Source organism: Cupriavidus phytohabitans (genome assembly GCF_000426345.1).
In the GTDB taxonomy this organism is placed as follows: domain Bacteria; phylum Pseudomonadota; class Gammaproteobacteria; order Burkholderiales; family Burkholderiaceae; genus Cupriavidus.
This window is the reverse complement of the sequence record NZ_AUFE01000019.1, coordinates 35,451-60,247: the sequence shown is the minus strand read 5'-3', so window position 1 is coordinate 60,247 and position 24,797 is coordinate 35,451. Positions and strand designations below refer to the sequence as shown.

The window sequence follows — 24,797 nt, the reverse complement described above, 5'->3', positions numbered from 1 at the left end:
GGCGCTGCGCGGCGGCGGAACACACGCGGGCATGGTTGCGACGCCATGCCCGTACTGCCGTTGCCTTACGAGTAGATCTTGCTGCCCTTCTTCAGGAACTCGATCGACTTTTCTTCCATGCCTTGCTGCGCTTCCTTGGGCAGCGACGCCGCGTAGTCGCGCACTTCCTGCGTGATCTTCATCGAGCAGAACTTCGGCCCGCACATCGAGCAGAAGTGGGCGATCTTGGCGCCTTCGGCCGGCAGCGTGGCGTCGTGGTACGAACGCGCGCGCTCCGGGTCCAGGCCAAGGTTGAACTGGTCTTCCCAGCGGAACTCGAAGCGTGCCTTGGACAGCGCGTTGTCGCGCAGCTGCGCGCCCGGCCAGCCCTTGGCAAGATCCGCGGCGTGGGCAGCGATCTTGTAGGTGATGATGCCTTCGCGCACGTCTTCCTTGTCCGGCAGGCCCAGGTGCTCCTTCGGCGTGACGTAGCACAGCATGGCCGTGCCCATCCAGCCGATATTGGCCGCGCCGATGCCGCTGGTGATGTGGTCGTAGCCGGGGGCGATGTCGGTCACCAGCGGTCCCAGGGTGTAGAACGGCGCCTCGTAGCAATGCTTGAGTTCTTCGTCCATGTTGGCCTGGATGCGCTGCAGCGGCACGTGGCCCGGGCCTTCGATCATCACCTGCACGTCGTGCTTCCACGCCTTGGCGGTCAGCTCGCCGAGCGTGCGCAGTTCGCCGAACTGGGCATCGTCGTTGGAGTCGGCGATGCAGCCCGGACGCAGGCCGTCGCCGAGGCTGAACGACACGTCGTACGCCTTCATGATCTCGCAGATCTCGTCGAAGTGCGTGTACAGGAAGTTTTCCTTGTGGTGCGCCAGGCACCACTTGGCCATGATCGAACCGCCACGCGACACGATGCCGGTGACGCGGTCGGCCGTCAGCGGCACGTAGCGCAGCAGCACGCCGGCGTGGATGGTGAAGTAGTCGACGCCTTGCTCGGCCTGCTCGATCAGCGTGTCGCGGAACATCTCCCAGGTCAGGTCCTCGGCGATGCCGCCGGTCTTGTCCAGCGCCTGGTAGATCGGCACCGTGCCAATGGGCACCGGCGAGTTGCGCAGGATCCACTCACGGGTTTCGTGGATGTGCTTGCCCGTGGACAGGTCCATGATGGTGTCGGCGCCCCAGCGGATCGACCACACCATCTTTTCCACTTCCTCGGCCAGCGACGACGTCACCGCCGAGTTGCCCAGGTTGCCGTTGATCTTGACGCGGAAATTGCGCCCGATCGCCATCGGCTCCAGCTCGGTGTGGTTGATGTTGGCGGGAATGATCGCGCGGCCCGAGGCGATCTCCTTGCGGACGAACTCCGGCGTCATGTCTTCCGGACGCAGCGGCAGGCCGGCGCCCAGCGCGTTGCCGGGGTGCTGGCGCAGCAGCGCCTTGTATTCAGGCTTGTCGTACAGTGCCTGCAGGTTCAGCGACTCGCGCAGCGCCACGTATTCCATTTCCGGCGTGATGATGCCGCGGCGCGCATAGTGCATCTGCGACACGTTGGCACCGGCCTTGGCGCGGCGCGGGTTGGTCAGCTGGGCAAAGCGCAGGTGGGCGGTGGCGGGGTCGTTGGCGCGGTCGCGGCCGTATTCCGACGACAGGCCGGGCAGCACTTCAGTGTCGCCGCGCTCTTCGATCCACTTGGCGCGCACCGGCGGCAGGCCGGCCTTCAGGTCGATATGCACGTCCGGGTCGCTGTACGGGCCCGAGGTGTCGTACACCGGGATCGGCGGATTGGGCATCTCGCCCTTCTCCGTGCGCGTGGACGTCTGCAGGATCGTGCGCAGCGGCACGCGGATATCCGGGCGGCTGCCGGTCAGGTAGGTCTTGCTGGATGCCGGGTAGGCGAATTTCTGGTCGAGGTCGCTCTCGAGCGATTCGAAGGAAGCAGCGGGGGCAGTACGGGCCATGGGTGTCGTCCTCTCTCTTGCGGGGTGGACGAAACCAGGAGCCCTGTGAGCGCCGCCTGGGCTTGTGGCCGGAGGGGCGAGTCCCGGAGGGACTAGAGGCTTGGTCTTGCTGAAACTTCCCACGCCGGTACTAACCGGATCGGGTTCGAAGGGACTCTCTCAGCCGCACGGCCCATCCGTACGGCACCCCTGTTTCATCCAACGGGGTGAATTTAAGCACAGAGCACCGGTGGGCGCCAGTGCCAGTTCCCTATGGTTTGTGGTGCCACACCTTTGCGCAGAGGTATCGAATCGCGCATGGTGCAGCGCAAAAATCGGCGTGAAGCGGACAGGCATGCACTCAAACGCCTGTCACGTGCCCTACCATGCAAGCAAACGGCAAGCATCGAACCGATCCAGGAGACCCTTATCATGACCGACGCCGCCACGCACCGCGTCTTCAACCAGGTGCCGGATCTTGCGCACTATAACCTCTTCGTCTGCGATCCTTTTGTCCGCGCTGCGCTGGAACGGCTTGGCGGTGGCTGGCATGCCGAGGCGCTGGGGCAGTTCGGCGCGCGCCTGGGAGAGCCGGAAGTGCAGCAATGGGCAGCGGATGCCAACCGCCATACGCCCGAGCTGCACACGCACAGCCGCACCGGCGAGCGCATCGATTTCGTGGAATTCCACCCGAGCTGGCATGCACTGCTGTCGCTGCTGCGCGGCCAGCAATTGCAGGCCCTGCCCTTCGCGCAGCCGCGCGCGGGCGCGTGGAGCGCGCGCACCGCGGGCTACTTCCTGCAGGCGCAGGTGGAGTCCGGCTCGCTGTGCCCGACCACGATGACCCTCGCCAGCATCCCGGTGCTGCGCAAGGAAGCCGCGCTGTTCGCCGAACTCGAACCGCGCTTGTACGCGAGCGAGCATGATGCGCGCGACCTGCCCTGGCGCGACAAGACGGCGATCATGATCGGCATGGGCATGACGGAGAAACAGGGCGGCTCCGACGTGCGCGCCAACACCACGGTGGCGCGCGCCGTGCGTGGCGAAGGCCGTGGCGCGGAATACACACTGACCGGGCACAAGTGGTTCTTCTCGGCGCCGATGTGCGATGCGCACCTGGTGGTCGCGCGCATGGGCGCCGAAGACGGTCCGCTGTCGTGCTTCTTCGTGCCGCGCTTCCGCGACGACGGCAGCAAGAACCCGATCCAGATCCAGCGCCTGAAGGACAAGCTGGGCAACCGCTCCAACTCGAGCAGCGAAGTCGAATTCCGCGACGCCACCGGCATCCTGATCGGCGAGGAAGGTCGCGGCATCCCCACCATCATCGAAATGGCGACCAATACGCGACTCGACTGCGTGATCGGCAGCTCTGCGATCCTGCGCGCTGCCTTCGTGCAGGCGCTGCACCACACGCGCCACCGCAGCGCCTTCGGCCGCCTGCTCGCCGACCAGCCGCTGATGCGCAACGTGCTGGCTGACCTGGCGCTGGAATCCGAGGCGGCCACACTGCTGATGATGGAACTGGGCCACGCCTTCGAGCATGCCGAGGGCGACAACCCCGACCCGCTCGCGGCCGCATGGAAGCGCGTGGTCACGCCCGCGGCAAAGTTCTGGATCTGCAAGCGCGCCATCGAGGCCACCGGCGAGGCAATGGAGGTCTGGGGCGGCAACGGCTACGTGGAAGAAAGCCCGATGGCGCGGCTGTACCGCGAAGCGCCGGTCAACTCGATCTGGGAGGGCTCGGGCAACATCATGTGCCTGGACGTGCTGCGCGCGCTCCAGCGCAACCCCGACGACGGCGCGCGCCTGCTGCAGGACCTGCAGCGCCGCGCCGGCGGCCATCCCGCGGTGCGTGCGGAGCTGGCCTCGCTGCAGGCGCTGCTGCGCGAGGCGCCGGAGCACCTGGAGGCCAACGCGCGCCGCTTTGCGCAGGGGCTGGTGCTGACCACGCAGGCAGCGCTGATGCTGGCGCATGCCGATGCGGAGGATGCGGAGCTGTTTGTCGCCAGCCGGCTCGGGCGCCAGCACGGGCGCGTGTTCGGCACGCTGGATGCGGAGGCCGGGTTGCTGAAGCGCGTGGCGTCGCGCGGCTTCGAAGGCTAGCCGCGCCCGCACCCGGCGCTCGCGTCACGCCTCCATCGACTCCAGCACGCGCAGCATCACCCGCGGCGCGTAGCGGATCAGGTCATGCGCGCGTTCGCCGATCATGATCGCGGGCGCGTTGGTGTTGCCACCGACCAGCGTCGGCATCACCGAGGCATCGACCACGCGCAGTCCTTCCACGCCCCGCACGCGCAACTGCGGGTCGACCACCGCCATCGCGTCCATGCCCATGCGGCAGGTGCCCACGGGATGGTAGATGGTGTCGGCATGCGCGCGGATCATCTCGCGCACGTCGGCATCGTCGCTGCCATCGGCACGCAGGTGCGCGGAGTACAGCTCGCGCCCGCCGAAGCTGGCCAGCTGCGGCTGCGCGAAGATCCGGCGCACGATGCGCACGCCGGCCACCATGTCGTCGAGGTCGCGCACATCGCTGAGGTAGCGCGGATCGATCAGCGGCGCCTCGCGGATATCGGCCGATGCCAGGCGCACCTCGCCGCGGCTGCGCGGACGCAGCACGCACACATGGCAGGAATAGCCGTGGCCGAAGTTGAGCCGGCGCATGTGATTGTCGGCCATGCCAACGACGAAATGCAGCTGCAGGTCGGGCTCGGCCAGCTCTGGGCGGCTGCGGATAAAGCCACCGGCCTCGGCGAAGTTGCTCGACAGCATGCCGGTGCGTTCGCGCCGGTAGCGCAGGATTTCCGAGAGCAGGGTCATCAATCCGCTAAACGACACGCCGAACAACTCCGGCGCCGCCACGCGCTTGTGCAGGATGACGTCGAGATGGTCCTGCAGGTTGGCGCCTACGCCGGGCAGGTCGTGGACCACGTCGATGCCAAGCTCGCGCAGCTGCGCCGCGGGACCCACGCCCGACACCAGCAGCAATTGCGGCGAGCCGAAGGTGCCGGCGCAGACGATCACGTCGCGTCGTGCGCGCAGGAGCTGCTGGCGGCCGTCGCGCGCGACCAGCACACCGGCCGCATGGCGGCCCTCGAAGACGATGCGCAGCGCCTGCGTGCCGGTCAGCACCTGCAGGCGCGCGCGCCCGCCGTTGCAGGCCTTGTCGCGCGTATTGCCGCCGTGCAGGTAGGCGCGCGCCGCGTTCCAGCGCTCGCCCGCATGCTGCGTGACCTGATACCAGCCCACGCCTTCCTGCTCTTCGCCGTTGAAGTCGTCGTTGCGCAGGTAGCCCGCCTGCTGCGCCGCCTCGATAAAGCGCTCGGCGAAAGGATTGGGGGTGCGCAGGTCCGACACATGGAGCGGGCCATTGCCGCCATGCAGCGGGTCGTCTTCGCTGCCGGCCAGGCGTTCATTGCATTCCGCGCGGCGGAAATAAGGCAGCACGTCGTCCCATGACCAGCCGTCGCAGCCGGCGGCAGCCCAGTCGTCGTAATCGGCGGGCCGTCCGCGCGTGTAGATCATCGCGTTGATCGACGAGGAGCCGCCCAGTCCGCGCCCGCGCGGCTGGTAGCCCCGGCGTCCGTTCAGTCCCGGCTGTGGCACGGTCTCGTAAGCATAGTTGCGTGCGCCGGCGCGCGGCAGCATGGCGGCGCACGCGGCGGGTGTGCGTACCAGCACATGGTGGTCGTGCTGGCCGGCCTCGAGCAGGGCAATGGTGTCGTCCCCGCTGTCGGCCAGCCGTCCGGCCAGCGCACAGCCCGCCGATCCCGCGCCGACGATGACGTAGTCGTAGGTGGTTTCCATCTGTCTCCCCGCGTGTCCGCAGGCGGCGAGAGTCAGCCGGGCCAGCGGATGGCAAGCCGTGAAATTCAGTGTAGGCGCTAGCCTGAGCAGGGGTGAAGGGTTGCGGAGTGCCGGCGTGGACGGTCCAGGCGGGTTGGTTGAAATGCCGATGGGGAAGACGTCTTACATGGCCTCGGCCGGCATGCCGCTCTGCCGTGCGCGGGGATGGGCAGGTCTGGCGTGGTCCTGGGGCCGACGACCACCGCTGCCTCCCATGTGATGCGTGCGGCAGCCGGCGTACCTAACCGATGCGGGGGGATGACGCGATCGCTGCGCTACTGGCCTGCGGGTCAGGACACCAGCATCGGCCGCCCGAGCATGCGCGACAGCACGGCCTCGGGCGAGTGGGTGTGATCGGAGATCGCCTGCGGCTCGAGATAGATGGTCTGCTCCATCATCGCGCGCCCGCGCATGGCGGCGTGCAGCAACTGGTCGCTGAACACGATCCAGGTCGAACCGGGCGGAAAGTGGAACTCCTGTTGCGGCACGTCGCGCTGGTAGTCCAGATCGGCCTTGGCCAGGTCGTGCAGCTGCAGCATGCGGTGGTCGTATTCCGAGCGCTTGCGCTTGGTGATATGCAGCAGCTTCATCAGCGCCGCCTGTCCTGGCCACATGCCGTGCGTCTTCGGCACGAACTTCCGCGCAAAATCACCGAACGGCTCGCCCACGCGCCATACGCGCGGCGCGGCGGGGTCGATGTTGTGGAACACGCGCAGCAGGCGCTTGCCCAGCATCGGGTTGGACGGGAATGAATCGACGTGCAGCCGGGTGTCGTCCTTGCGCCAGCTGACCGGGCGGCCGGCGATTTCGCTCGGGCGCAGCGAGGTGCCGGCGCGGGTCATATGGGGGATGTATTCCGGGAACAGCGTGCGGATCAGCGACTCGCTGTTGTCGGCATAGCGGCGGATCAGGGTGTACAGGTCGGACAGGTCCTGCTGGGTGCCCTGGGCGCCGCGCACCGCGGTGTCGTTGGCGCGGAGGTTGATGTTCTTGGATTTGCCGTCGGAATAACGGGCATCCAGGAAGCGGTCCTCGCCGGGTTCGAAGTGGAATTTCAGGTTGGGGAAGTACAGTACTGCGCCTTGCTCCAGCTCGCGGCGAAGGGTGGCGCGTTCCTCGGGGGAGACCTGCGGTGCCCAGGAGGTGTAGGGCTGCGGGCGGATCAGGTCGAGGTTGCCTCCGGCCGCGGAGCGGGTCGACGCGGTGGCATTGGAAATGGCTGATGCTGCGGGCATGGCAGTCCTCTGGGGACGGGCCCCATAAAGGAAATTTGTGGTGGTTGGGATTTTACTACCTGGGTGTTTGGGTGGCGATTGGGGCGCAGGGGTAGGGGTTTTGCGTGGCGGGGTTCTGCTGGTGACATGCCGTCGGGTTTTGAAGCTGCTTTATCGCCGTTGGTGACATGCTGTCGGCCGTTGAACCGCCTGGTTCCGCCCTCCTGGGCGGGTCACTTTTTGTCCGAGCGACAAAAAGTAACCAAAAAGCGCGTCGCCTGAGCGGCTGGCTATCAAGTTGGCGGTGCGGGTGGTTCGGGCGGTGGTGATTTCCGTTCGATGTGGCTAGTGGTTCGAACCTGCTACGCCAGGTGAGTTTGGGATAGTGGCTGCGTCGACCCACTATTGAACGATCCCCATGCCGGGCGTAGGCCGCCTGCTGCCGGCGTCAACGCAGGAACGCCTGCGGCTGCGCTGCGCGCCGGCGGTATCCAGGATTTAGGGCTCGGGCACGGAGTGCGTCGCTGCGCTCGCACAGCGTTATCGCTTGCGATGCCGGACGTCAGCGCGGGCAGAATGTCGTGGCCGGTCCTGTCACGTTAGGGCCGGCGCGCAGCGCAGCCGTAGGCGTTCCTACCATGCCGCCAGCAGTAGGGGCCACCCACAGCTCTGGGCTCGTTCAAACATCGCGTCTATCCCCAGCCACGGTGGCGCACCACGGCGTCAGGCAGTCCTGCCCCGCAACGAAGCGGAGCCCCGTACGAAAGCCCCCGCCCACTACGATAAGAGTGGCCGCCCGCAGGGCCGTAAACGCGCTTTTTGGTTACTTTTTGCCGCTCGGGCAAAAAGTGACCCGCCCAGGAGGGCGGAACCAGGCGGTTCAACGGCCGACAGCATGTCATCAGCAGCGACAACGCAGCTTCAACAGCCGATAGCATGTCACCACCAGCCACCAGCGACCAACCACCAGAACAAAAACCCCACCAACCCTTGCGGGCCAGCGGGGCTTGCCGAAGTCAGAAGTGCCGGAGTCCAGGGCCTCTGAAGTACCGCTTACAGCCCAGCCGCAGCCCGCAGTGCAGCCGCCTTATCCGTAGCCTCCCACGAAAACTCAGGCTCTTCACGCCCAAAGTGGCCATAGGCCGCAGTCTTTTCATAGATAGGCCGCAGCAGATCCAGCATCTGCACAATCCCCTTCGGCCGCAGGTCAAAATGCTCCTGCACCAGCTCTGCAATCTTGGCATCCGGAATCTTGCCGGTACCTTCGGTGTAGACCGTCACGTTGATCGGACGCGCCACGCCGATGGCATAGCTCACCTGCACCTGGCACTGCCGCGCCAGGCCCGAAGCCACCACGTTCTTGGCCACGTAGCGCGCCGCATACGCAGCCGAGCGATCGACCTTGGACGGATCCTTGCCCGAGAACGCACCGCCACCATGCGGCGAAGCGCCACCATAGGTATCGACGATGATCTTGCGCCCGGTCAGACCGCAGTCGCCCTGGGGGCCGCCGATCACGAAACGCCCGGTCGGGTTCACCAGATACTTGGTTTCCTTCAGCATCTCGGCCGGCAGCACCGGCTTGATGATCTCTTCGATCACCGCTTCACGGATCTGCGCCTGGGTGATATCCGGCGAATGCTGCGTCGACAGCACCACGGTATCCACGCTGTGCGGCTTGCCGTCGACATAACGCACCGTCACCTGCGACTTGGCGTCCGGACGCAGCCAGGGCAGGCGGCCGTCGCGGCGCAGCAGCGACTGGCGTTCAACCAGGCGGTGCGCGTAATAGATCGGGAACGGCATCAGCTCCGGCGTCTCGTCGCAGGCGTAGCCAAACATCAGGCCCTGGTCGCCGGCGCCCTGGTTCAGGTAGTCGTCCGAGGCGCGGTCCACGCCCTGGGCGATGTCCGGGGACTGCTTGTCATAGGCCACCAGCACGGCGCAGCCCTTGTAATCGATGCCGTATTCAGTGTTGTCGTAACCGATGCGCTTGATCGTGTCGCGCGCGATCTGGATGTAGTCGACGTTGGCGGTCGTGGTGATTTCCCCTGCCAGCACCACCAGGCCGGTGTTGCAAAGCGTCTCGGCAGCCACACGCGCGTACTTGTCCTGCGCCAGGATGGCGTCCAGGACGGCGTCGGAAATCTGGTCGGCGACCTTGTCGGGATGGCCTTCGGAAACGGATTCCGAAGTAAAAAGGAAGTCGTTTGCCACGAACTTATTCTCCAGGTTGGCTATTGCGTGCCACCCGGTCGGGTTCATGGCGGCGACGCTTTAGCGGTATTTAAAACGGCCCGGTTAAAGCCGCATCGCCCCGCAAGTTGTCAGTTAACTCGGCGATACACGCTATTATACGCGCCTGCCGGGCTCGTTGCAGCGCGCCAAAGGCGCCGACGCAACAGCCGACGCAACACGCTGCCGCCACGGCATGCCGTTTGCCCGGATTACGGCAAGCCGGCGCGGAACTGAATTCCACGCCGGAGAAAAATGCGCCGGTTTTGACCTGTTGCAGCCCGGACTGCAATCCACGCCCGATGACCTTTCTTTTCTGGCTGATCTCCCGTTTCCCCCTGCGCGCGCTGCAGGCCGCAGGCGGCGCGCTCGGACTGCTGGCAGCACGGCTGCCCGGCCGCTATGGCCAGCGCCTGAACGAAAATTTCCGCCTGGCATTCCCCGACGCCACGCAGGCAATGATCGATGAAGCCGCCCGCTCCGCCGGGCGCATGATGATCGAGATGCCCTATTTCTGGAGCCGCAAGGAGATCGGCGCGCGGCTGCATGGCTTCGACGACTACATGTGGCCCGAATTGGCAAAGCTGCAGGCCCGCGGCAAAGGTCTCATCATCCTGACGCCCCACCTGGGCTGCTTTGAAGTGCTGCCGCAGTCCCACGCGCTGGTGCGCCCGGTCACGGCGCTGTTCAAGCCGCCGCACCAGCCCTGGCTGCGCGACTGGATCGAAAAGATGCGCACCCGGCCCAACATGCACATGGCGCCGGCCACGCCGCGCGGCGTGCGCATGCTGGTCAAGGCACTCAAGCGCGGCCAGGCGGTGGGCATCCTGCCGGACCAGGTACCCAGCGGCGGCGAGGGCAACTGGGCGCCGTTCTTCGGCAAACCGGCCTACACGATGGCGCTGGTGCACCGGCTGCAGCAGCTGACCAGCGCGCCGGTGGTTGCGGTCTTTGCGGAGCGGCTGCCGAAAGGCGCGGGCTATCGCGCCCACCTGCATGTGCTCAACGAGGGCGGCATGCTGCCGGACGACCCCGCCGAAGCGGCCGCGGTGATCAACCAGGCCGTCGAGACCCTGGTGAGACAGTGCCCCACGCAGTACCTGTGGGGGTACAGCCGCTACAAGGGGCCTGCCGCTGCCCCCAGCCGCAGTACCGAGCCGACCACTGACCAATCGATTTCATGAGCCGCGTGTTCACCTGGCTCGGCATCGGCCTGCTGACGGTGCTGGGCAAATTGCCATATCCGTTCGTTGCGCGCTTCGGCGAAGGGCTGGGCAGCCTGCTCTACCTGATCCCCAGCGAACGCCGCCGCGTGGTGCAGGCCAACCTGCGCCTGTGCTTCCCGGACAAGACCGAGGCCGAGATCGACGAACTGTCGCGCCAGAGCTTCCGCACCGTGTTCCGCAGCTTTGCCGAGCGCGGCATCTTCTGGACCGGCAGCGAAGCGCAGATGCGCCGCTGGGTGCGGATCGACGACCAGGCCGACCTGGCATCGCTGGATGGCACGCCGCACATCCTGGTCACGCTGCATCTGTCGGGCGTCGAGGCCGGCGCGATCCGGCTGACCATCCACCTGCGCGAGCACGTGGGACGTTCCGGCGCCTCGCTGTACACGAAACAGAAGAACGACCTGTTCGATGGCTTCCTCAAGCACGCGCGCGGCCGCTTCGGCGCCAACATGATTTCGCGCAACGACAGCGCGCGCGACATCCTGCGCTGCCTGAAGAAGGGCGAAGCGCTGCAGCTGATCGCCGACATGGACTTCGGCGAACGCGATTCGGAATTCGTGGCGTTCTTCGGCGTGCAGGCGCTGACGCTGACCTCGGTGTCGCGGCTGGCGCGCCTGACCGGGGCCAAGGTGGTGCCGATCTACACCGAGATGCTGCCCGACTACCAGGGCTACGTGCTGCGCATCCTGCCTGCCTGGGACAACTACCCAGGCGAGAGCGTCACCGACGACACGCGCCGCATGAACGCCTTCTTCGAGGACTGCATTCGCCCGCGCGTGCCTGAGTATTACTGGGTGCACAAGCGCTTCAAGCATCGCCTGCCGGGCGAACCCGAGATCTATTGAGCCTCCGCCGACGGCGGCAGCAACTTGCGCGAGCCGCGGCTACAATCCCCACCATGAAACTCCAGTTCACCAAGATGCATGGGGCCGGCAACGACTTTGTCGTGCTTGACGGCATCCACCAGCAGATCGACCTGACTCCCGCGCAATGGCGCGCGCTCGCCAGCCGGCATTTCGGCGTGGGCGCCGACCAGATGCTGGTGGTCGAGAAACCGTCGCGCAGCGATGTCGACTTCCGCTACCGCATCTTCAATGCCGACGGCAGCGAGGTCGAGCACTGCGGCAACGGCGCGCGCTGCTTCGTGCGTTTTGTCAGCGACAAGGGCATGACCGACAAGCGCTCGGTGCGCGTGGAGGTGATGAAGGGCGTGATCACGCTGACGCTGCAGGACGACGGCCAGGTTACCGTCGACATGGGCGCGCCCGAGCTGGCACCGGCCCAGGTGCCGTTCCGTGCCGAAGGCCTGCCGACCCGGGCTGAAGGCGTGGATACAACCTACGGCCTGGAGGTCAACGGCCGCACCGCATGGATCTCGGCCGTGTCGATGGGCAACCCGCACGCGGTGCAGGTGGTCGAGGACGTCGAGAACTTCCCGGTGCTGCAGGACGGTCCGGTGATCGAGCAGCACGCCGCCTTCCCCAACCGCGTCAATGCAGGCTTCATGCAGGTGCAGGATCGCAATACCATCCGCCTGCGCGTCTACGAGCGCGGTGCCGGCGAAACGCTGGCCTGCGGCACCGGCGCCTGCGCGGCGGTGGTCGCCGGCATCCGGCGCGGCCTGCTGGATTCGCCGGTCAGGGTGCATACCCACGGCGGCGACCTGACCATTGCCTGGGACGGCGGCGCCGAACCGGTGCGCATGACCGGCCCGGCGACCACGGTGTTCGAAGGCACCATTGACCTGGCGACCCTGCCGGCCTGACCATAGGGCCAGCGCGCCCCACGACGCAGCCCGCATCCGTTCCGGCCCAGGCGGGGCGCCCACTCCCTGATCTTGCAGGTCATACCGATGGAGCGCCCATGCCGCTGGACGATTTCCGCATCACGACGGGCAAGCGATTCCGCCTTGCCGACTTCCCCCCCGGCAGCAAGCCGCTGTCGCGCGGCAACAAGGCCGAGGACCTGGCTCTCATCGCCGAGTTGAGCGAGGGGCTGGACGCACAACAGGACATCTTCTACGCCGGGCACCGCCGCAAGCTGCTGGTCGTGCTGCAGGGCATGGATACCAGCGGCAAGGACGGCACGGTGCGCGGGGTGTTCCGCAGCTTCGATCCGCTCGGCATCCGCGTGGTCGGCTTCAAGGCGCCCACTGCCGATGAACTGGCGCACGACTACCTGTGGCGCATTCACCGGCAGGTGCCCAAGGCCGGCGAGATCGTGGTATTCAACCGCAGCCACTATGAAGACGTCCTGATCACCCGCGTGCACGGCTGGATCGACAATGCCGAAGCCGAACGCCGTTTCCGCCAGATCCGCGACTTCGAGGCAATGCTGACCGAGACCGGCACCACCATCGTCAAATGCTTCCTGCATATTTCGCGCGACGAGCAGAAGGCGCGGCTGGAGGCGCGGCTGGCAGACCCGGAAAAGCACTGGAAATTCGACACCACCGACCTCGCCGAGCGCAAGCACTGGAAGGCCTACATGGATGCGTACGAGGCCGCGATCATGGCGACCAGCACGCCGGAATGCCCGTGGTACGTGGTGCCGGCCGATTCCAAGACGCACCGCAATCTGATGGTGGCGGAGATCCTGACGCGGGTGTTCGAGGACCTGAAGCCCGCCTACCCGCCGCCCAAGCCCGAACTGGCGAAGGTCAGGGTCGAGTAGCGCGCTGGCAGACGGCTGGCCGCCCGCTCAGCCGCCGTTGCCGCGATGCACGTCGTGCGTGACGAACGGGTGCTCGCGGGTGGGCATCGCCAGCCATTGCGGATGGCGCAGCGTCTGGCGGATATCGTCCAGGCCGCTGGTCCAGTGCTCGTTCATGGTCAGCAGGCCGAACTGGTAGTCCTTGGCCATGTTTTCAAACGATTTGTCGCGGTAGATCAGCTGGATCACGTTACGGCGCGCGTCGCAGGCCTGTTCGGCGGCGCGCCGGTACCACTCGCTGTTGCGCTTTGACTGCGGCACCAGCGCCATCACCTCGTTGAGCATGCGGCGCATGTTCTGCTGCTCGCGCATGTAGTCCGTAATGGCGCGGGTGCGGCTGGAATAGCGGATCTCCTTCTCGCGCTCGGCGACGTCGACCAGGTCGTGCGGCAGCTTGCCGCGCGCGCTCCACAGGTCAACCTGGAAGATCAGCGCGTCGCGCCGCGGCTGCGCGGTCAGCACCTCGGCCAGCGGGGTGTTGGACACCAGGCCGCCATCCCAGTAGTACTCGCCGTCGATCTCCACCGCCGGAAAGCCCGGCGGCAGCGCGCCCGAGGCCATGAAATGCTCGGGGCAGAGCTTGTCGCGGGTGTTGTCGAAATAGGCGAAATTGCCCGTGCGCACATTGACCGCGCCCACCGACACCCGCATCAGGTCGGGGCGATGGTTGATCAGGTCGAAGTCGGCGAAGCGCTCCAGCGTCGCCTTCAGCGGTGAAGTGTCGTAGAAACTGGCGCGGGCGGGATCGGCATAGCGCATCACCAGCTCCGGCCAGCTGCGCGGCTGGAAGAAGCCGCGCTGGCCTTCGACCATGGCGCGCGTGGCATGCAGGCCGTCGAACCAGACGCGCAGCGGCTCGGGCCAGCTCTCGGCGCTATCGGTCAGCCAGTTGGGCGACAGGCTGGGCAGCCACGGCTGCGCGCAGATGTGTTCCCAGAACGCGCGCAACTGTTCGATGCGGCGCTCGGGCGGATTGCCGGCAATCACCGCGGCATTGAGCGCGCCGATGGAAATGCCCGCGACCCAGTTCGGGTAGATCCCGCCTTCGGCCAGGCCCTGGTATACGCCGGCCTGGTAGGCGCCAAGCGCACCGCCGCCCTGCAGCACCAGCGCGCGCACGGCATACGCTTCATGCGCGGGCCGGTCGGGCGCCTTGGCGTCCTGGCGCACAGGCTTGCGCGGGCGCACCTGCGCGCCGCGCTCGGCCAGCGAATCGCCGTTGCCGTTGGCCTTATTTGTTCCCCTTTGCGTTTCCTTCGCTGCCGTCGATGCGGGCTGCCGCCCTGCCCGTTCCTGCCGCTCTTTCGCCGCCACGCCACCGCCCCCCGCCGATTGGATAGTCCGCCTGCCCTGGATCGTTGCCGCGCCCGGCGCATGCGCGCGCGGGCGCAAGGCGCCGTCAGACGCCGTAACGCTGCCGGTACGCCGACACGGCCTCGCGCGAAGCCGCCAGCGACTGGTCCTGCGACGCGTCGAGGTAGGCCAGCAGGTCCTTCAGGCTGGCGATAGCAATCACGGGGATGCCGAATTCGCGCTGCACGTCCTGCACGGCCGAATGCGTGCCGACGTGGTCGGCGGTGCCGCTCTTTTCCATGCGGTCCAGCGCGATCAGCACGGCTGCCGGCTCGGCGCCGGCGGCGCGGATCAGGTTGACCGATTCACGCACCGAGGTGCCGGCGGAAATGACGTCGTCGACGATGACGACCTTGCCCTGCAGCCTGGCGCCGACCAGCGTGCCGCCTTCGCCATGGTCCTTGGCTTCCTTGCGGTTGTAGGCGAAGCCGACGTCACGTCCCATGCCGGCCAGTGCCACTGCCGTGGCAGAAGCCAGCGTGATGCCCTTGTAGGCCGGCCCGAACAGCACGTCGAACTGCACGCCCGAGGCCAGCAGGGTTTTGGCATAGAATTGCGCCACCTCGCCGAGCATCGCGCCCTGGTTGAACAGGCCCGCGTTGAAGAAATACGGCGACTTGCGGCCCGCCTTGGTGACGAATTCGCCGAACGACAGGACGCCGGCATCGAGCGCAAAGCGGATAAAGGTCTGGCTCAGGTCGGTGCCCTGCATGTGCTGGGGCACTGCGGCCGGCGTGTTCTGCTGCGTCATCATTTCTCTCTGAATTCAAAATTTCCCCGAATGTTACGGATTATCAGCGCCAACCTCAACGGCATCCGCTCCGCGTCCAAGAAGGGCTTTTTCGACTGGATGGGCAAGCAGGACGCAGACATGGTCTGCGTGCAGGAACTGAAGGCACAGGCCGCGGACATGACCGAAGCGTTCCTGGCGCCACATGGCTACCATGGCTTCTTCCACTTCGCGGAGAAGAAAGGCTACAGCGGCGTGGGCCTGTACACGCGACACAAGCCTGAGCGGGTCATCACCGGCTTCGGCAACGCGGAGTTCGACGGCGAAGGCCGCTATGTGGAAGTGCAGTACCCGCACCTGGCCGTGATCTCGGTGTACGTGCCCTCCGGTTCCAGCGGTGAGGAACGCCAGCTGGCCAAGTTCCGCTTCATGGAGGCCTTCCTGCCCCACCTGCTGCAGCTGAAGGCCAGCGGGCGCGAGATCGTGCTGTGCGGCGACGTCAACATCGCGCACAAGGAAATCGACATCAAGAACTGGAAGGGCAACCTGAAGAACTCCGGCTTCCTGCCGGAAGAACGCGCCTGGATCGGCGAGCTGTTCGAGGTCCATGGCTACGTCGATGTGTTCCGCAAGCTCGACCCGCGCCCGGACCAGTACACGTGGTGGAGCAACCGCGGCCAGGCCTATGCCAAGAACGTAGGGTGGCGTATCGATTACCACCTGGCAACGCCGAAGATCGCCGACACGGCACAGCTGTGCTCGATCTACAAGGATGAGAAGTTCAGCGACCATGCGCCGCTGTCGATCGATTACGACTATCCGCTCTGAGCCGTGGTAGTCAGACCACCCGGACTTCTTCGAGCAGTTCCGGGTGGCGATCGAGCAATTTCAGCAGCTTGACCATCGCCAGCGGGGGCCGCGAACCGTGCCAAACCGCAAGAATCCAATCGGTACAAACCCCTGCGACCGACCCCCATCCCCGCTACAATGCAGGTTCGCCCCTGCGCCCGGCAGGAGACGTTTCGCATTCCCCCGCATTTCATAGAGCGAGTCCGCCATGGTTTTCAAAGTGTTCGTCGATGGTCAGGAAGGCACGACCGGTCTCCGGCTGCTTGACTATCTTTCCGGTCGTTCCGACGTAGAACTGCTGCGTATTGCCGATGACAAGCGCAAGGATCCGGCCGAGCGAGCACGCTTCCTGAACGCCGCCGACGTCGCCTTCCTGTGCCTGCCCGACGTGGCCTCGCGCGAGGCGGTGTCGCTGGTGACCAACCCGGACACCTGCGTGATCGACGCCAGCACGGCGTTCCGCACTGCCGACAACTGGGCCTATGGCCTGCCGGAACTGGTGCGCGGCCAGCGCGAGAAGATCCGTGCGAGCAAGCGCATCGCCGTGCCGGGCTGCCACGCCAGCGCCTTCGTGCTGGCGGTGCGTCCGCTGGTGGATGCCGGCGTGCTGCCGCGCGACTACCCCGTGTCGGCGTTCTCGCTGACCGGCTACAGCGGCGGCGGCAAGAAGATGATTGCCGACTTCGAGGCCGGCGGTAACCCGAAGCTGAACAGCCCGCGTCCGTACGCGCTGGGGCTGCAGCACAAGCACCTGCCCGAGATGCGCGTGCAGGGCGGCCTGTCGTCGGACCCGATCTTCAACCCGATCGTCGGCAACTTCCTGAAGGGCCTGGCGGTGACGGTGCCAGTGTTCGCGGATCGGCTGGCGCGCAAGGTGAGCCCGGAGCAGATCGTCGACATCTACCGCAAGCACTATGAAGGCGAGCAGTTCGTGCGCGTGATGTCGTACAACAGCGACGACAACCTCGACGACGGTTTCTTCGACGTGCAGGCCAACAACGACACCAACCGGGTCGACCTGTTCGTGTTCGGCACGCCCGAGCGCCTGAACCTGGTCGCGCGCCTGGACAACCTGGGCAAGGGCGCGGCCGGCGCGGCGGTGCAATGCATGAACGTGCATGTCGGCGCCGACGAAGCCACCGGGCTGCAGGCCTGACAGCGCTGCTTCCTGGACACAAGAAAGCCGGCACTGCCGGCTTTTTTGTTGGACACCGGAAACCGGCGCGGCTTATACGCGCTGCAGCGCCCGCAACGCATCCACCAGTCCCGCTCCCTGGAATGCGCGCTCGCGCCCGAGGTCCATGGCCGCGTCGCACAGGATGGCCTTGACGGTCTCGGGCTGGCCCATCAGCTCATTGTTGCGCGACAGCAGCAGCGCGGCCACGCCGGACACATGCGGCGCGGCCATGCTGGTGCCATCCATCGACGCCAGCGTGCCGCCGGGCACGGTGGAGGTGATCTTCTCCCCGGGCGCCACCAGGTCGGGCTTGATGCGGCCATCGCCGGTGGGGCCGTGGCTGGAAAAATAAGAGATGCCATACCGGTAGGGATCGGTACGATGGGTCGCTCCCACCGTGATCACGGCGCGCGCATTGCCAGGATCGGTGATGGTCTGGCCGCGAAAGCCCGCTCCCATGTGCGCGGCCGCGTATTGCTCGTCATAGCCGTAGTTGCCAGCCGCCGCCACCACGATCACGCCGTTGGCCACCAGCCGGTCGCACTCGACGCACACCGGCGTGCTGCCGCAGGCGTAGTTGCGCACGTCGTGGTGCAGCGCCACGCTGAGGTTGACGCCGTGCACGTATTGCCGGTCGCGGCTCTGGTTGAGCCAGCGCACGTATTGCAGCGCGCCCAGGATGCCGAACTCGTCGCCCCTGCCCTGCGCATCGAAGATGCGCAGGTCCAGCAACTCGATGCACGGGCAGATGCCGCTGACATCGCCGCTTTCGGCAAGCTCGGGCGGCAGCGGCATGGGCTCCGGCCGCGCCAGGTAGGCTGACGACGGCCAGCCGGCGCCGATGATGCCGGCCACATGCGTGCCGTGGCTGCCGCCCGGCGGCACGTACTGCGCCGGGTCTTCCTGGCTGATCTCCAGCAGCGGCTCGATCACGGACCAGTCGATGATGCGGCCGTTGGCGAGATCGTCGGCGATCGTTGCGATGCGCGCCCTGAGCTCGGCCTCGCCGGGGCCGCGCTTGCCCTTGGGCATGGGCGGCAGGCGGCCGCTGGTGATGGCCGACAGGCGGGTGAAGTCCAGCGTCCTGACCACGCGCGACAGGCGCGGCGCGATCAGGCCGTCGCGAACCGGCAGCGCTCCCTCCAGCCTGGCGGGATCGAAGAACGCCGGATGGCGCGCATCGATGCCGGAATCGATCACCGCCCAGCGCACGCCCTGACCGCCGGTATCGAACACGCGGATGGCCGCATCCGCCTTCACGGTCTTGCGCGAGGCAAACACGGCGTGCTCGGCCGGCCGGTTGACGGAAATGCGCCATAGCGGCGCCACCGCCGCCACCTTCGCCGCATCCGCTGCACCGGCCGATCCTGCCGCCCGCGCCGCCTCGGCACCCTGCGGCGCCGCATGGTCGTCCTGCAGGCAGGCCCACAGCGTTTCAAGCACCTGCCGGCTCGCCTGCCGGATGCGCCGGGTCAGGCCGCCGGGTGGGAAGCTGTCGTCGTCCAGCCCGAGCAACGTCAGGGCAACATACTGCGCGGCGACATTGACCAGCCGTCCCAGCGCCTGGCCGGCCGGTGCCGCGATGCCGCCGAAGCGCGTCCGGGAAGCGGTGTAGCCGATGTCCATGAACCTCGCAATGGCTGTCTCGCTCGACACATGGGCCAGCACCGACTCGCCCAGCCAGCGCACGAAGGCGTCGCCCGTGAGGCTGCGCTCGAGCGCGTGGCGCGCGGCGCTTGACCAGCTGACGCCGGCCATCGGCAGCCGTACCTCCCGGTGCCACCATGCAGTCAGCGGCAGCAGCCTGAGCATGTCGAAGAAATCGATCTGCGCGAGCAGGTGCGATTCATTGGCCGCCAGGAAGCGCTGGCCGGCCGCCGCCGATGCCGGCTCGGCCAGCGCCGGCAGGCGCCGCAGGACCGCCGTGCGCAGGGCGGCAATGCCCGCGGCGTGGTGCGGGGTCAGCAACAGCCCGCGCGGCACCTCGAACGATTCTCCCGACGCATACAGCAGCCAGACTTCGGAGCTGACCGGCAGGTCGCTGGTAAAGCGGCCGGGCTCGGCCTCGCAGCCAGCGAAGATCAGCATATAGGCGGCCCGTTGCTCCGACGGGCTCATGCGGTTCAGGCTCATGCGGGTTCCCCTGCGGTTGTCGCATTGTCCTTCGATCCGGTGGCGGGGCCACCCTGATTGCCGGCGCCAGGCGACAGGAAACAGCCTAGCGCTTCAGCGGCTTGCTTCTGTCTTCGTCGCCCGCGTCGACGGGCGCATCGCCCAGTCCCGCCATATTGGCGCGGTACGGCGGCAACCTGTCGACCGGCGTATTGATCGCGCGTGCGTAGAGCGGCAGCACCTCGGGCATGTGCTTTTCCAGGTCGGCAATGCGGCTGCGCCCGGACGGGTGCGTCGACAGGAATTCAGTGCCCGACTGCGACACCTTGCCCATCTTCTGCCACAGCGTCACCGCGGCGCGCGGATCGAAGCCGGCGCGCGCGGCGACATCCATGCCGATCAGGTCGGCCTCGGTCTCGTCGGCCCGCGAGAAGCGCAGCGTCAGCAGGTGCGCGCCGGTGCCGAGCGCCATGTTGCCCAGGTTGCCGAAGCCGAACAGCTGCGAAATCACATTGGCGCCCAGGTTGGTGATCTCGGACTTGGCGGCGCGTTCGCGCGCATGCTCTTGCAGCGCATGCGCGATCTCGTGACCCATCACCATCGCGACCTCGTCGTCGGTCAGCTTGAGCTGGTCGAGCAAGCCCGTGTAGATGGCGATCTTGCCGCCCGGCATGCAGAACGCATTGACCTGCTTCGAGCCGATCAGGTTGATCTCCCACGGCCAGTTGCGCGCGCGCTCGTTCCAGCGCACGGTCTGCGGCAGCAGCCGCTTGCCGATCGCGCGCAGCCGCCTGAGCTGCGGGTTGTCGTCGCCTGCCAGCGCGCGCTTGGCGATGGCTTCCTGCTTGAGCTGCTCGTACTCCTGCGCGGCCTGCTGTTCGATCGCCTCGGCCGGCACGATGTTGCGCACCGCCGAGCCGCCGCGCTGGATGTTGATGCCGCCGGGCTCGCTGCCCTGCCCCTGCCCCTGCGCATGGGCAGGCATGCCCGGCGCGGCCAGCAACGCCGCCGCCAGCGCGAGCGCGCGGGCAAGCCGGACACGAATCGGATGCTGGAGACGTTGCTGGGGGCGGAGCATTTGCGGTTCCTCGGGCGCAGTAGATGGATCTTGGCCGCGGGCCGGAGCGATCCGCGGCAACGCTGCCGCAGCACAAGTGGCGGGGCGGCAAACGGGTGATGCAATAATACACGGCGCCCGCGCAGCCGCGCGGCGCTCCATCCCCCGCGCATCCATGACTTTCCAGGCCTATCTCGATATCTTCCGCAACCGTCGCATCGGCGCCATGCTGACCCTGGGCTTTGCCTCCGGGCTGCCGCTGGCGCTGACCTCCGGCACGCTGCAGGCCTGGATGACGGTCGAGGGCCTGGATATCAAGACCATCGGCTTTTTCTCGCTGGTGGGCCAGGCCTATATCTTCAAGTTCTTGTGGGCACCGCTGATGGACCGCTACACGCCGCCGCTGCTGGGCCGGCGCCGCGGCTGGCTGCTGGTGACGCAGCTGGGGCTGGTGGCGGGCATCGCCGCGATGGCGTTCTGCCCGCCGCGCGAGGCGCTGTGGACGCTGGCGGCGCTGGCCACGCTGGTGGCCTTCCTGTCGGCCTCGCAGGACATTGTCTTCGACGCCTACAGCACCGACGTGCTGCGCCCGCCCGAGCGCGGTGCCGGCGCGGCGGTCAAGGTGCTGGGCTACCGGCTGGCGATGCTGGTTTCCGGCGGCCTGGCGCTGTGGCTGGCCGACCGCGTGCTCGGCTGGCAGCAGACCTACCTGCTGATGGCGGCGCTGATGGGCGTGGGCATCCTGACCCTGCTGTGGGCGCCCGAGCCCGACATGCCCGCGCGCGCGCCGCGCTCGCTGGAAGAGGCCGTGGTCGGCCCGCTGCGCGATTTCTTCGCGCGGCCCGGCGCATGGTGGCTGCTGCTGTTGATCGTGCTGTACAAGCTGGGCGACGCCTTTGCCGGCAGCCTGTCGACCACCTTCCTGATCCGCGGCGTGGGCTTCTCGGCCGGCGAGGTCGGCATCGTCAACAAGACGCTGGGGCTGGCCGCCACCATCATCGGCGCGCTGTTCGGCGGCACGCTGATGGTGCGGCTGGGGCTGTACCGTTCGCTGATGGTGTTCGGCGTGCTGCAGGCGGTATCGAACCTGGGCTACTGGATCCTCGCCGTGACGCCCGCTCACCTGTGGACCATGGGCGCCACCATCGCGGTGGAAAACCTGTGCGGCGGCATGGGCACCGCGGCCTTCGTGGCGCTGCTGATGACGCTGTGCAACCGCTCGTTCTCGGCCACGCAGTACGCGCTGCTGTCGGCGCTGGCGTCGGTGGGCCGGGTCTACGTGGGGCCGACCTCGGGCTATATGGTCGAAGCCTGGGGCTGGGCACCGTTCTACCTCGGCACCGTGGTGGTGGCGCTGCCCGGCGTGATGCTGCTCTGGGTGATGCGCAACACCGTGCACCGATACGAAGCCCAGGCGCGCGAAGCGATCGCCTGAGCCCCGCCTGCGCTTATTCCTTGTAGTAGACGATCTGGTGCGAGCTGGCCAGCAGCCGTCCATCCGGGCTCCACAGCTGCGCGCGCTGGTCGAAATACCCCTGCCGGAACACCTGCGCCTGCGCGCTGGCCAGCACGTGGCGGTCGCCCAGCGCCGCCAGCGTAGGTGCATCGGCGTGGAAGTACGTCGTCATCGACACCGTGCCGGCCGGCACGAAGCCGGCGCGCTTGAGGAAGATGCGCGGGTAGAAGCTGTCCGCCCATGAAGCCACCGCGGCAAAGTCCGGCGTGCGCGCCGGCGCGTCGCGCAGCCAGAACTGGGTCAGGCTGTCGGGGTGCTCGGTGCCGGCCTCGGCGGTCGGCTTGGCGCCGCGCACCGGGCGCATGTCATAGGACTTGAGCCAGCGCACCGGCGCGAAGCCGCCCATCGCCGGCAGCGTGTCGGCACCCGGCACCTCGGGCATCACCGCCTCGCCGCAGGCCCAGGTCTCGCGCCGCACCGCGAACACGGCGGTGGCGGTGGTGGCCACGGCATCGCCCTGGCGCAGCGTCAGGTTCCAGTGCTGGGTCGAGCGGTTGGTCCGCACCGGCAGTGCCTCGATCTCGAACGGGCCTTCGGCGATCGGGCCGGCAAAGTTGACCGACAGCGCGATCGGGTCGCCCAGCCGTTGGGGGTGCAGCAGTGCCGCCTGCAGCAGCGTGGCAGCGGTGATGCCGCCGAACGGGCCGATCATGTTCCAGTAGGCCGGCGTGGTGCGGCCCAGGAAACGATGTTCGCCGGCCGCCTCCAGGGCGATGGCATCGTCGAACGCATGCAGCGCGACGGGAGCGGAGGCGGACAGGGCAGCAGCGGTAGCAGTCATGGCGAGGAAGCAAATAGAACGGTCGTTCGATAGCTGCCTACACTAACCGTAGTCAGGAGTTCGGTCAACCAGTCCTGTAGGCAAGCGGCCCGGACGGCACATCAGCCTTGTGCCCGGCGCCGCCATGGCAGGCTCCAGCCGAGCTGGTTGGCGACCACGCCCAGCAGCACCAGCAGCATGCCCGCGACCTGCAGCGGCCCGAGCACGACGCCGAACACCATCACGTCGATGACGATCGCCACCAGCGGATAGACAAACGACAGCGTCGCGATCGACACCACGCTCAGGCGCTGGAAGGCGCCATAAAGCAGGGTGTACATGACGCCGGTATGGACCAGCCCCAGCGCCAGCAGCGCGGCCCAGGTGCCGCTGTGATAGCTGCCGGCCGCGGGATGCGCCAGCGGTGCCAGCATCACCACACCAAGCACCATCTGCAAGCCGGCGATCTGTCCGGGCGGAATCGCCTGCAGCCGGCGCGTGGCCATGGTCGTGACCGCATACAGCAGTGCCGCCAGCAGCGCCAGGCCGATCCCGGCCAGCATCGCGGCGCCGGTGGCGCCGTGCTCAAGCCCGGTGATCAGCATCACGCCGGCAAAGGCCAGAACCAGCCACGGCAGCCTGGCGAACGGAAGCGGCTCGCGCTGCATCGCAGACGTCAGCAGCAGCAGGAAAAACGGCTGGGTATGGTAGACCACCGTGGCAATGGCAATGCCGCTGTAGGCATAGGCCGAGAACAGCGCCAGCCAGTTGAGCACCAGCGTGACCCCGCCCAGCGCCAGCCAGCACAGCTGCGCGCGGCTCATGCGCACCCAGCCACGCTGCAGCGTCAGCGTGCCCAACAGCGCGGCGTCGCCAAAGATGCAGCGGAAGAACACGACGTCCAGCGGCGGCTGCCCGCTGGTGACGACAAACCAGCCGATGGTGCCTGACAGCACCATGGCCGCGACCATGCGCCAGACGCCGCCGGGCAGGGATTGGGGGGAAGGCATGGGCACTCCGGAGATGCAATGGCGGCATTGTTCCACCTTGCCATCCACTCAACAATCCCGCCTAAGCTCAATTAGTATTTGAGTTGCAATCAAAGACCGGAGACGCTGCATGTCGGATACACCACTCAACGCGATGGCCGTCTTCGCCCGCGTGGTCGAATGCGGCAGCTTCTCCGCCGCGGCGCAGGATCTCGGCATGACGCCGTCGGGCGTCAGCCGGCACGTGTCGCGGCTGGAAGCGACGCTCGGCGCCAGCCTGCTGCAGCGGACCACGCGCGCCTTCGCACTCACCGAGCTGGGCCAGTCGGTCTACGCCGCCTGCGCGCGCATGACCGCCGCCGCGCGCGAGGTCACCGCGCTGGCCGGCGAGCACGGCGGCACGCCCCATGGCGTGCTGCGCGTCAGCGCGCCGGTCTCGTTCGGGCAGGCCTGGCTGGCGCCTCGCCTGCCGGCGCTGCTGAATAAATATCCTGGCCTCGACCTGCAGCTGACGCTGGCAGACCGCATGGTCGACCTGGTCGAGGAAGGCCTGGATGTGGCCGTGCGCATCGCGCGCGAGCTGGCGCCCGGCCTGGCGGCGCGGCCGCTGCGCGAGGTGCGCTACCGGCTGGTGGCCTCGCCGCGCTACCTGGCGCGGCACGGCACGCCCGCTGCGCCGGCCGACCTGCCGGCAGCGCGCTGCCTGTACCTGGGCTATGGCAACTTCGGCGAGCGCTGGACGCTGCGCCACCATGCCGGCGGCGAGGCCGTGGTGGTGCGCATCCCGCCGCGGCTGACGCTGAACAACAGCCTGGCGATCATGGCGATGGTGGAGCGCGACGCCGGCATCGGGCTGGTGCCGGACTTCTCGTTCGGCAGCGCGCTGGACGAGGGCCGCGTTGTCACCGTTCTGCCGGAGTGGGACATCCTGGAGCCCTATATCGGCACGGCCTACGCCGTGTACACGCCGACGCGCCACGTACCGCCAAAGGTGCGTGCCTTTGTAGACCACCTGGCCGCCACCGCCAACGAGCCGCCGGCCAGTGCCGGCGCGCTGCCGCAATAATGCAGCCGGCGGGCACCGTACACCGCG

19 protein-coding genes, 1 pseudogene and 1 riboswitch are annotated in these 24,797 nt (G+C 67.3%); of the genes and pseudogenes, 9 read left to right on the top strand and 11 right to left on the bottom strand.

Annotated features, from left to right (window positions below; translation table 11 throughout):
• Positions 1 to 65: 65 nt before the first annotated feature.
• A complete protein-coding gene (gene thiC, locus K309_RS0115890; RefSeq protein WP_029047354.1) occupies positions 66 to 1,946 on the bottom strand; it encodes a phosphomethylpyrimidine synthase ThiC in 1,881 nt (626 codons plus the stop codon).
• Between the two features lie 99 nt (positions 1,947 to 2,045).
• Positions 2,046 to 2,147: riboswitch (TPP riboswitch) on the bottom strand.
• 210 nt (positions 2,148 to 2,357) lie between these two features.
• Between thiC and K309_RS0115885 the strand changes: the two genes are divergently transcribed.
• A complete protein-coding gene (locus K309_RS0115885) occupies positions 2,358 to 4,028 on the top strand; it encodes an acyl-CoA dehydrogenase family protein (protein ID WP_029047353.1) in 1,671 nt (556 codons plus the stop codon).
• Between the two features lie 24 nt (positions 4,029 to 4,052).
• Here K309_RS0115885 and K309_RS0115880 read toward each other — a convergent pair whose 3' ends face one another.
• The 3 genes from K309_RS0115880 to metK form a co-directional block, all read right to left on the bottom strand.
• Positions 4,053 to 5,732, bottom strand: coding sequence for a GMC family oxidoreductase (locus K309_RS0115880; protein WP_029047352.1), 1,680 nt, complete (start codon positions 5,730 to 5,732; stop codon positions 4,053 to 4,055).
• A 329-nt stretch (positions 5,733 to 6,061) separates the two neighbouring features.
• Positions 6,062 to 7,006 (bottom strand): Kdo hydroxylase KdoO, encoded by a 945-nt coding sequence (gene kdoO, locus K309_RS0115875; protein ID WP_029047351.1) that lies wholly within the window; start codon positions 7,004 to 7,006, stop codon positions 6,062 to 6,064.
• A gap of 1,032 nt (positions 7,007 to 8,038) precedes the next feature.
• Positions 8,039 to 9,202: a methionine adenosyltransferase gene (gene metK, locus K309_RS0115870; protein ID WP_029047350.1), complete on the bottom strand. Its 1,164-nt coding sequence runs from the start codon at positions 9,200 to 9,202 to the stop codon at positions 8,039 to 8,041.
• Between the two features lie 320 nt (positions 9,203 to 9,522).
• Here metK and K309_RS0115865 point away from each other — a divergent pair, with 320 nt between their 5' ends.
• The 4 genes from K309_RS0115865 to K309_RS0115850 all read left to right on the top strand — a co-directional run bounded on the left by K309_RS0115865 (position 9,523) and on the right by K309_RS0115850 (position 13,122).
• Positions 9,523 to 10,404: a lysophospholipid acyltransferase family protein gene (locus K309_RS0115865; protein WP_029047349.1), complete on the top strand. Its 882-nt coding sequence runs from the start codon at positions 9,523 to 9,525 to the stop codon at positions 10,402 to 10,404.
• The gene (locus tag K309_RS0115860; protein WP_029047348.1) at positions 10,401 to 11,294 is read left to right on the top strand and encodes a lipid A biosynthesis lauroyl acyltransferase; all 894 of its coding nucleotides are present in this window, start codon (positions 10,401 to 10,403) and stop codon (positions 11,292 to 11,294) included. Before K309_RS0115865 ends, K309_RS0115860 begins: the two co-directional genes overlap by 4 nt.
• 53 nt (positions 11,295 to 11,347) lie before the next feature.
• The gene (gene dapF / locus K309_RS0115855) at positions 11,348 to 12,214 is read left to right on the top strand and encodes a diaminopimelate epimerase (protein WP_029047347.1); all 867 of its coding nucleotides are present in this window, start codon (positions 11,348 to 11,350) and stop codon (positions 12,212 to 12,214) included.
• 98 nt (positions 12,215 to 12,312) lie between these two features.
• The gene (locus K309_RS0115850) at positions 12,313 to 13,122 is read left to right on the top strand and encodes a polyphosphate kinase 2 family protein (protein ID WP_029047346.1); all 810 of its coding nucleotides are present in this window, start codon (positions 12,313 to 12,315) and stop codon (positions 13,120 to 13,122) included.
• A gap of 27 nt (positions 13,123 to 13,149) precedes the next feature.
• On the opposite strand, the gene K309_RS0115845 is transcribed toward K309_RS0115850, so the two are convergent.
• Both K309_RS0115845 and pyrE read right to left on the bottom strand, forming a co-directional pair.
• The gene (locus tag K309_RS0115845) at positions 13,150 to 14,475 is read right to left on the bottom strand and encodes a patatin-like phospholipase family protein (protein ID WP_029047345.1); all 1,326 of its coding nucleotides are present in this window, start codon (positions 14,473 to 14,475) and stop codon (positions 13,150 to 13,152) included.
• An 85-nt stretch (positions 14,476 to 14,560) separates the two neighbouring features.
• Positions 14,561 to 15,265 (bottom strand): orotate phosphoribosyltransferase, encoded by a 705-nt coding sequence (gene pyrE / locus K309_RS0115840; RefSeq protein ID WP_035877648.1) that lies wholly within the window; start codon positions 15,263 to 15,265, stop codon positions 14,561 to 14,563.
• Positions 15,266 to 15,295: 30 nt separating this feature from the next.
• Here pyrE and K309_RS0115835 point away from each other — a divergent pair, with 30 nt between their 5' ends.
• On the top strand, positions 15,296 to 16,072 hold the full coding sequence (locus K309_RS0115835) for an exodeoxyribonuclease III (RefSeq protein WP_029047343.1): 777 nt from the start codon (positions 15,296 to 15,298) through the stop codon (positions 16,070 to 16,072).
• Positions 16,073 to 16,082: 10 nt separating this feature from the next.
• On the opposite strand, the pseudogene K309_RS39985 reads toward K309_RS0115835, so the two are convergent.
• Positions 16,083 to 16,166: pseudogene (locus K309_RS39985) on the bottom strand (type II toxin-antitoxin system MqsA family antitoxin); the annotation flags it as partial.
• 135 nt (positions 16,167 to 16,301) lie between these two features.
• Between K309_RS39985 and argC the strand changes: the two are divergent.
• Positions 16,302 to 17,249, top strand: coding sequence for an N-acetyl-gamma-glutamyl-phosphate reductase (gene argC / locus K309_RS0115830; protein WP_029047342.1), 948 nt, complete (start codon positions 16,302 to 16,304; stop codon positions 17,247 to 17,249).
• Positions 17,250 to 17,321: 72 nt separating this feature from the next.
• On the opposite strand, the gene K309_RS0115825 is transcribed toward argC, so the two are convergent.
• Both K309_RS0115825 and K309_RS0115820 read right to left on the bottom strand, forming a co-directional pair.
• A complete protein-coding gene (locus tag K309_RS0115825) occupies positions 17,322 to 19,403 on the bottom strand; it encodes a S8 family peptidase (protein WP_029047341.1) in 2,082 nt (693 codons plus the stop codon).
• An 85-nt stretch (positions 19,404 to 19,488) separates the two neighbouring features.
• On the bottom strand, positions 19,489 to 20,460 hold the full coding sequence (locus K309_RS0115820) for a M48 family metallopeptidase (RefSeq protein WP_029047340.1): 972 nt from the start codon (positions 20,458 to 20,460) through the stop codon (positions 19,489 to 19,491).
• Positions 20,461 to 20,614: 154 nt separating this feature from the next.
• Here K309_RS0115820 and K309_RS0115815 point away from each other — a divergent pair, with 154 nt between their 5' ends.
• Complete coding sequence (locus K309_RS0115815) at positions 20,615 to 21,874, top strand: muropeptide transporter (protein WP_029047339.1); 1,260 nt, start codon at positions 20,615 to 20,617, stop codon at positions 21,872 to 21,874.
• 13 nt (positions 21,875 to 21,887) lie between these two features.
• On the opposite strand, the gene K309_RS0115810 is transcribed toward K309_RS0115815, so the two are convergent.
• Positions 21,888 to 22,736, bottom strand: a complete 849-nt coding sequence (locus K309_RS0115810; protein ID WP_029047338.1) for an acyl-CoA thioesterase — start codon at positions 22,734 to 22,736, stop codon at positions 21,888 to 21,890.
• Between the two features lie 101 nt (positions 22,737 to 22,837).
• Positions 22,838 to 23,725 (bottom strand): DMT family transporter, encoded by an 888-nt coding sequence (locus K309_RS0115805; RefSeq protein WP_029047337.1) that lies wholly within the window; start codon positions 23,723 to 23,725, stop codon positions 22,838 to 22,840.
• Between the two features lie 109 nt (positions 23,726 to 23,834).
• Here K309_RS0115805 and K309_RS0115800 point away from each other — a divergent pair, with 109 nt between their 5' ends.
• Positions 23,835 to 24,770, top strand: coding sequence for a LysR family transcriptional regulator (locus K309_RS0115800; protein WP_029047336.1), 936 nt, complete (start codon positions 23,835 to 23,837; stop codon positions 24,768 to 24,770).
• Positions 24,771 to 24,797 lie beyond the last annotated feature (27 nt).

Excerpts from the sequence above, each read along its gene's own strand:
- K309_RS0115800 (WP_029047336.1), top strand. The coding sequence starts at position 23,835 with ATGTCGGATACACCACTCAACGCGATGGCCGTCTTCGCCCGCGTGGTC.
- K309_RS0115825 (WP_029047341.1), bottom strand. The coding sequence starts at position 19,403 with ATGAGCCTGAACCGCATGAGCCCGTCGGAGCAACGGGCCGCCTATATG.
- dapF (WP_029047347.1), top strand. The coding sequence starts at position 11,348 with ATGAAACTCCAGTTCACCAAGATGCATGGGGCCGGCAACGACTTTGTC.
- K309_RS0115820 (WP_029047340.1), bottom strand. The coding sequence starts at position 20,460 with ATGCTCCGCCCCCAGCAACGTCTCCAGCATCCGATTCGTGTCCGGCTT.
- thiC (WP_029047354.1), bottom strand. The coding sequence starts at position 1,946 with ATGGCCCGTACTGCCCCCGCTGCTTCCTTCGAATCGCTCGAGAGCGAC.
- argC (WP_029047342.1), top strand. The coding sequence starts at position 16,302 with ATGGTTTTCAAAGTGTTCGTCGATGGTCAGGAAGGCACGACCGGTCTC.
- K309_RS0115805 (WP_029047337.1), bottom strand. The coding sequence starts at position 23,725 with ATGCCTTCCCCCCAATCCCTGCCCGGCGGCGTCTGGCGCATGGTCGCG.
- K309_RS0115815 (WP_029047339.1), top strand. The coding sequence starts at position 20,615 with ATGACTTTCCAGGCCTATCTCGATATCTTCCGCAACCGTCGCATCGGC.
- K309_RS0115810 (WP_029047338.1), bottom strand. The coding sequence starts at position 22,736 with ATGACTGCTACCGCTGCTGCCCTGTCCGCCTCCGCTCCCGTCGCGCTG.
- kdoO (WP_029047351.1), bottom strand. The coding sequence starts at position 7,006 with ATGCCCGCAGCATCAGCCATTTCCAATGCCACCGCGTCGACCCGCTCC.
- K309_RS0115835 (WP_029047343.1), top strand. The coding sequence starts at position 15,296 with ATGTTACGGATTATCAGCGCCAACCTCAACGGCATCCGCTCCGCGTCC.
- pyrE (WP_035877648.1), bottom strand. The coding sequence starts at position 15,265 with ATGACGCAGCAGAACACGCCGGCCGCAGTGCCCCAGCACATGCAGGGC.
- K309_RS0115865 (WP_029047349.1), top strand. The coding sequence starts at position 9,523 with ATGACCTTTCTTTTCTGGCTGATCTCCCGTTTCCCCCTGCGCGCGCTG.
- K309_RS0115885 (WP_029047353.1), top strand. The coding sequence starts at position 2,358 with ATGACCGACGCCGCCACGCACCGCGTCTTCAACCAGGTGCCGGATCTT.
- K309_RS0115880 (WP_029047352.1), bottom strand. The coding sequence starts at position 5,732 with ATGGAAACCACCTACGACTACGTCATCGTCGGCGCGGGATCGGCGGGC.
- K309_RS0115850 (WP_029047346.1), top strand. The coding sequence starts at position 12,313 with ATGCCGCTGGACGATTTCCGCATCACGACGGGCAAGCGATTCCGCCTT.
- K309_RS0115860 (WP_029047348.1), top strand. The coding sequence starts at position 10,401 with ATGAGCCGCGTGTTCACCTGGCTCGGCATCGGCCTGCTGACGGTGCTG.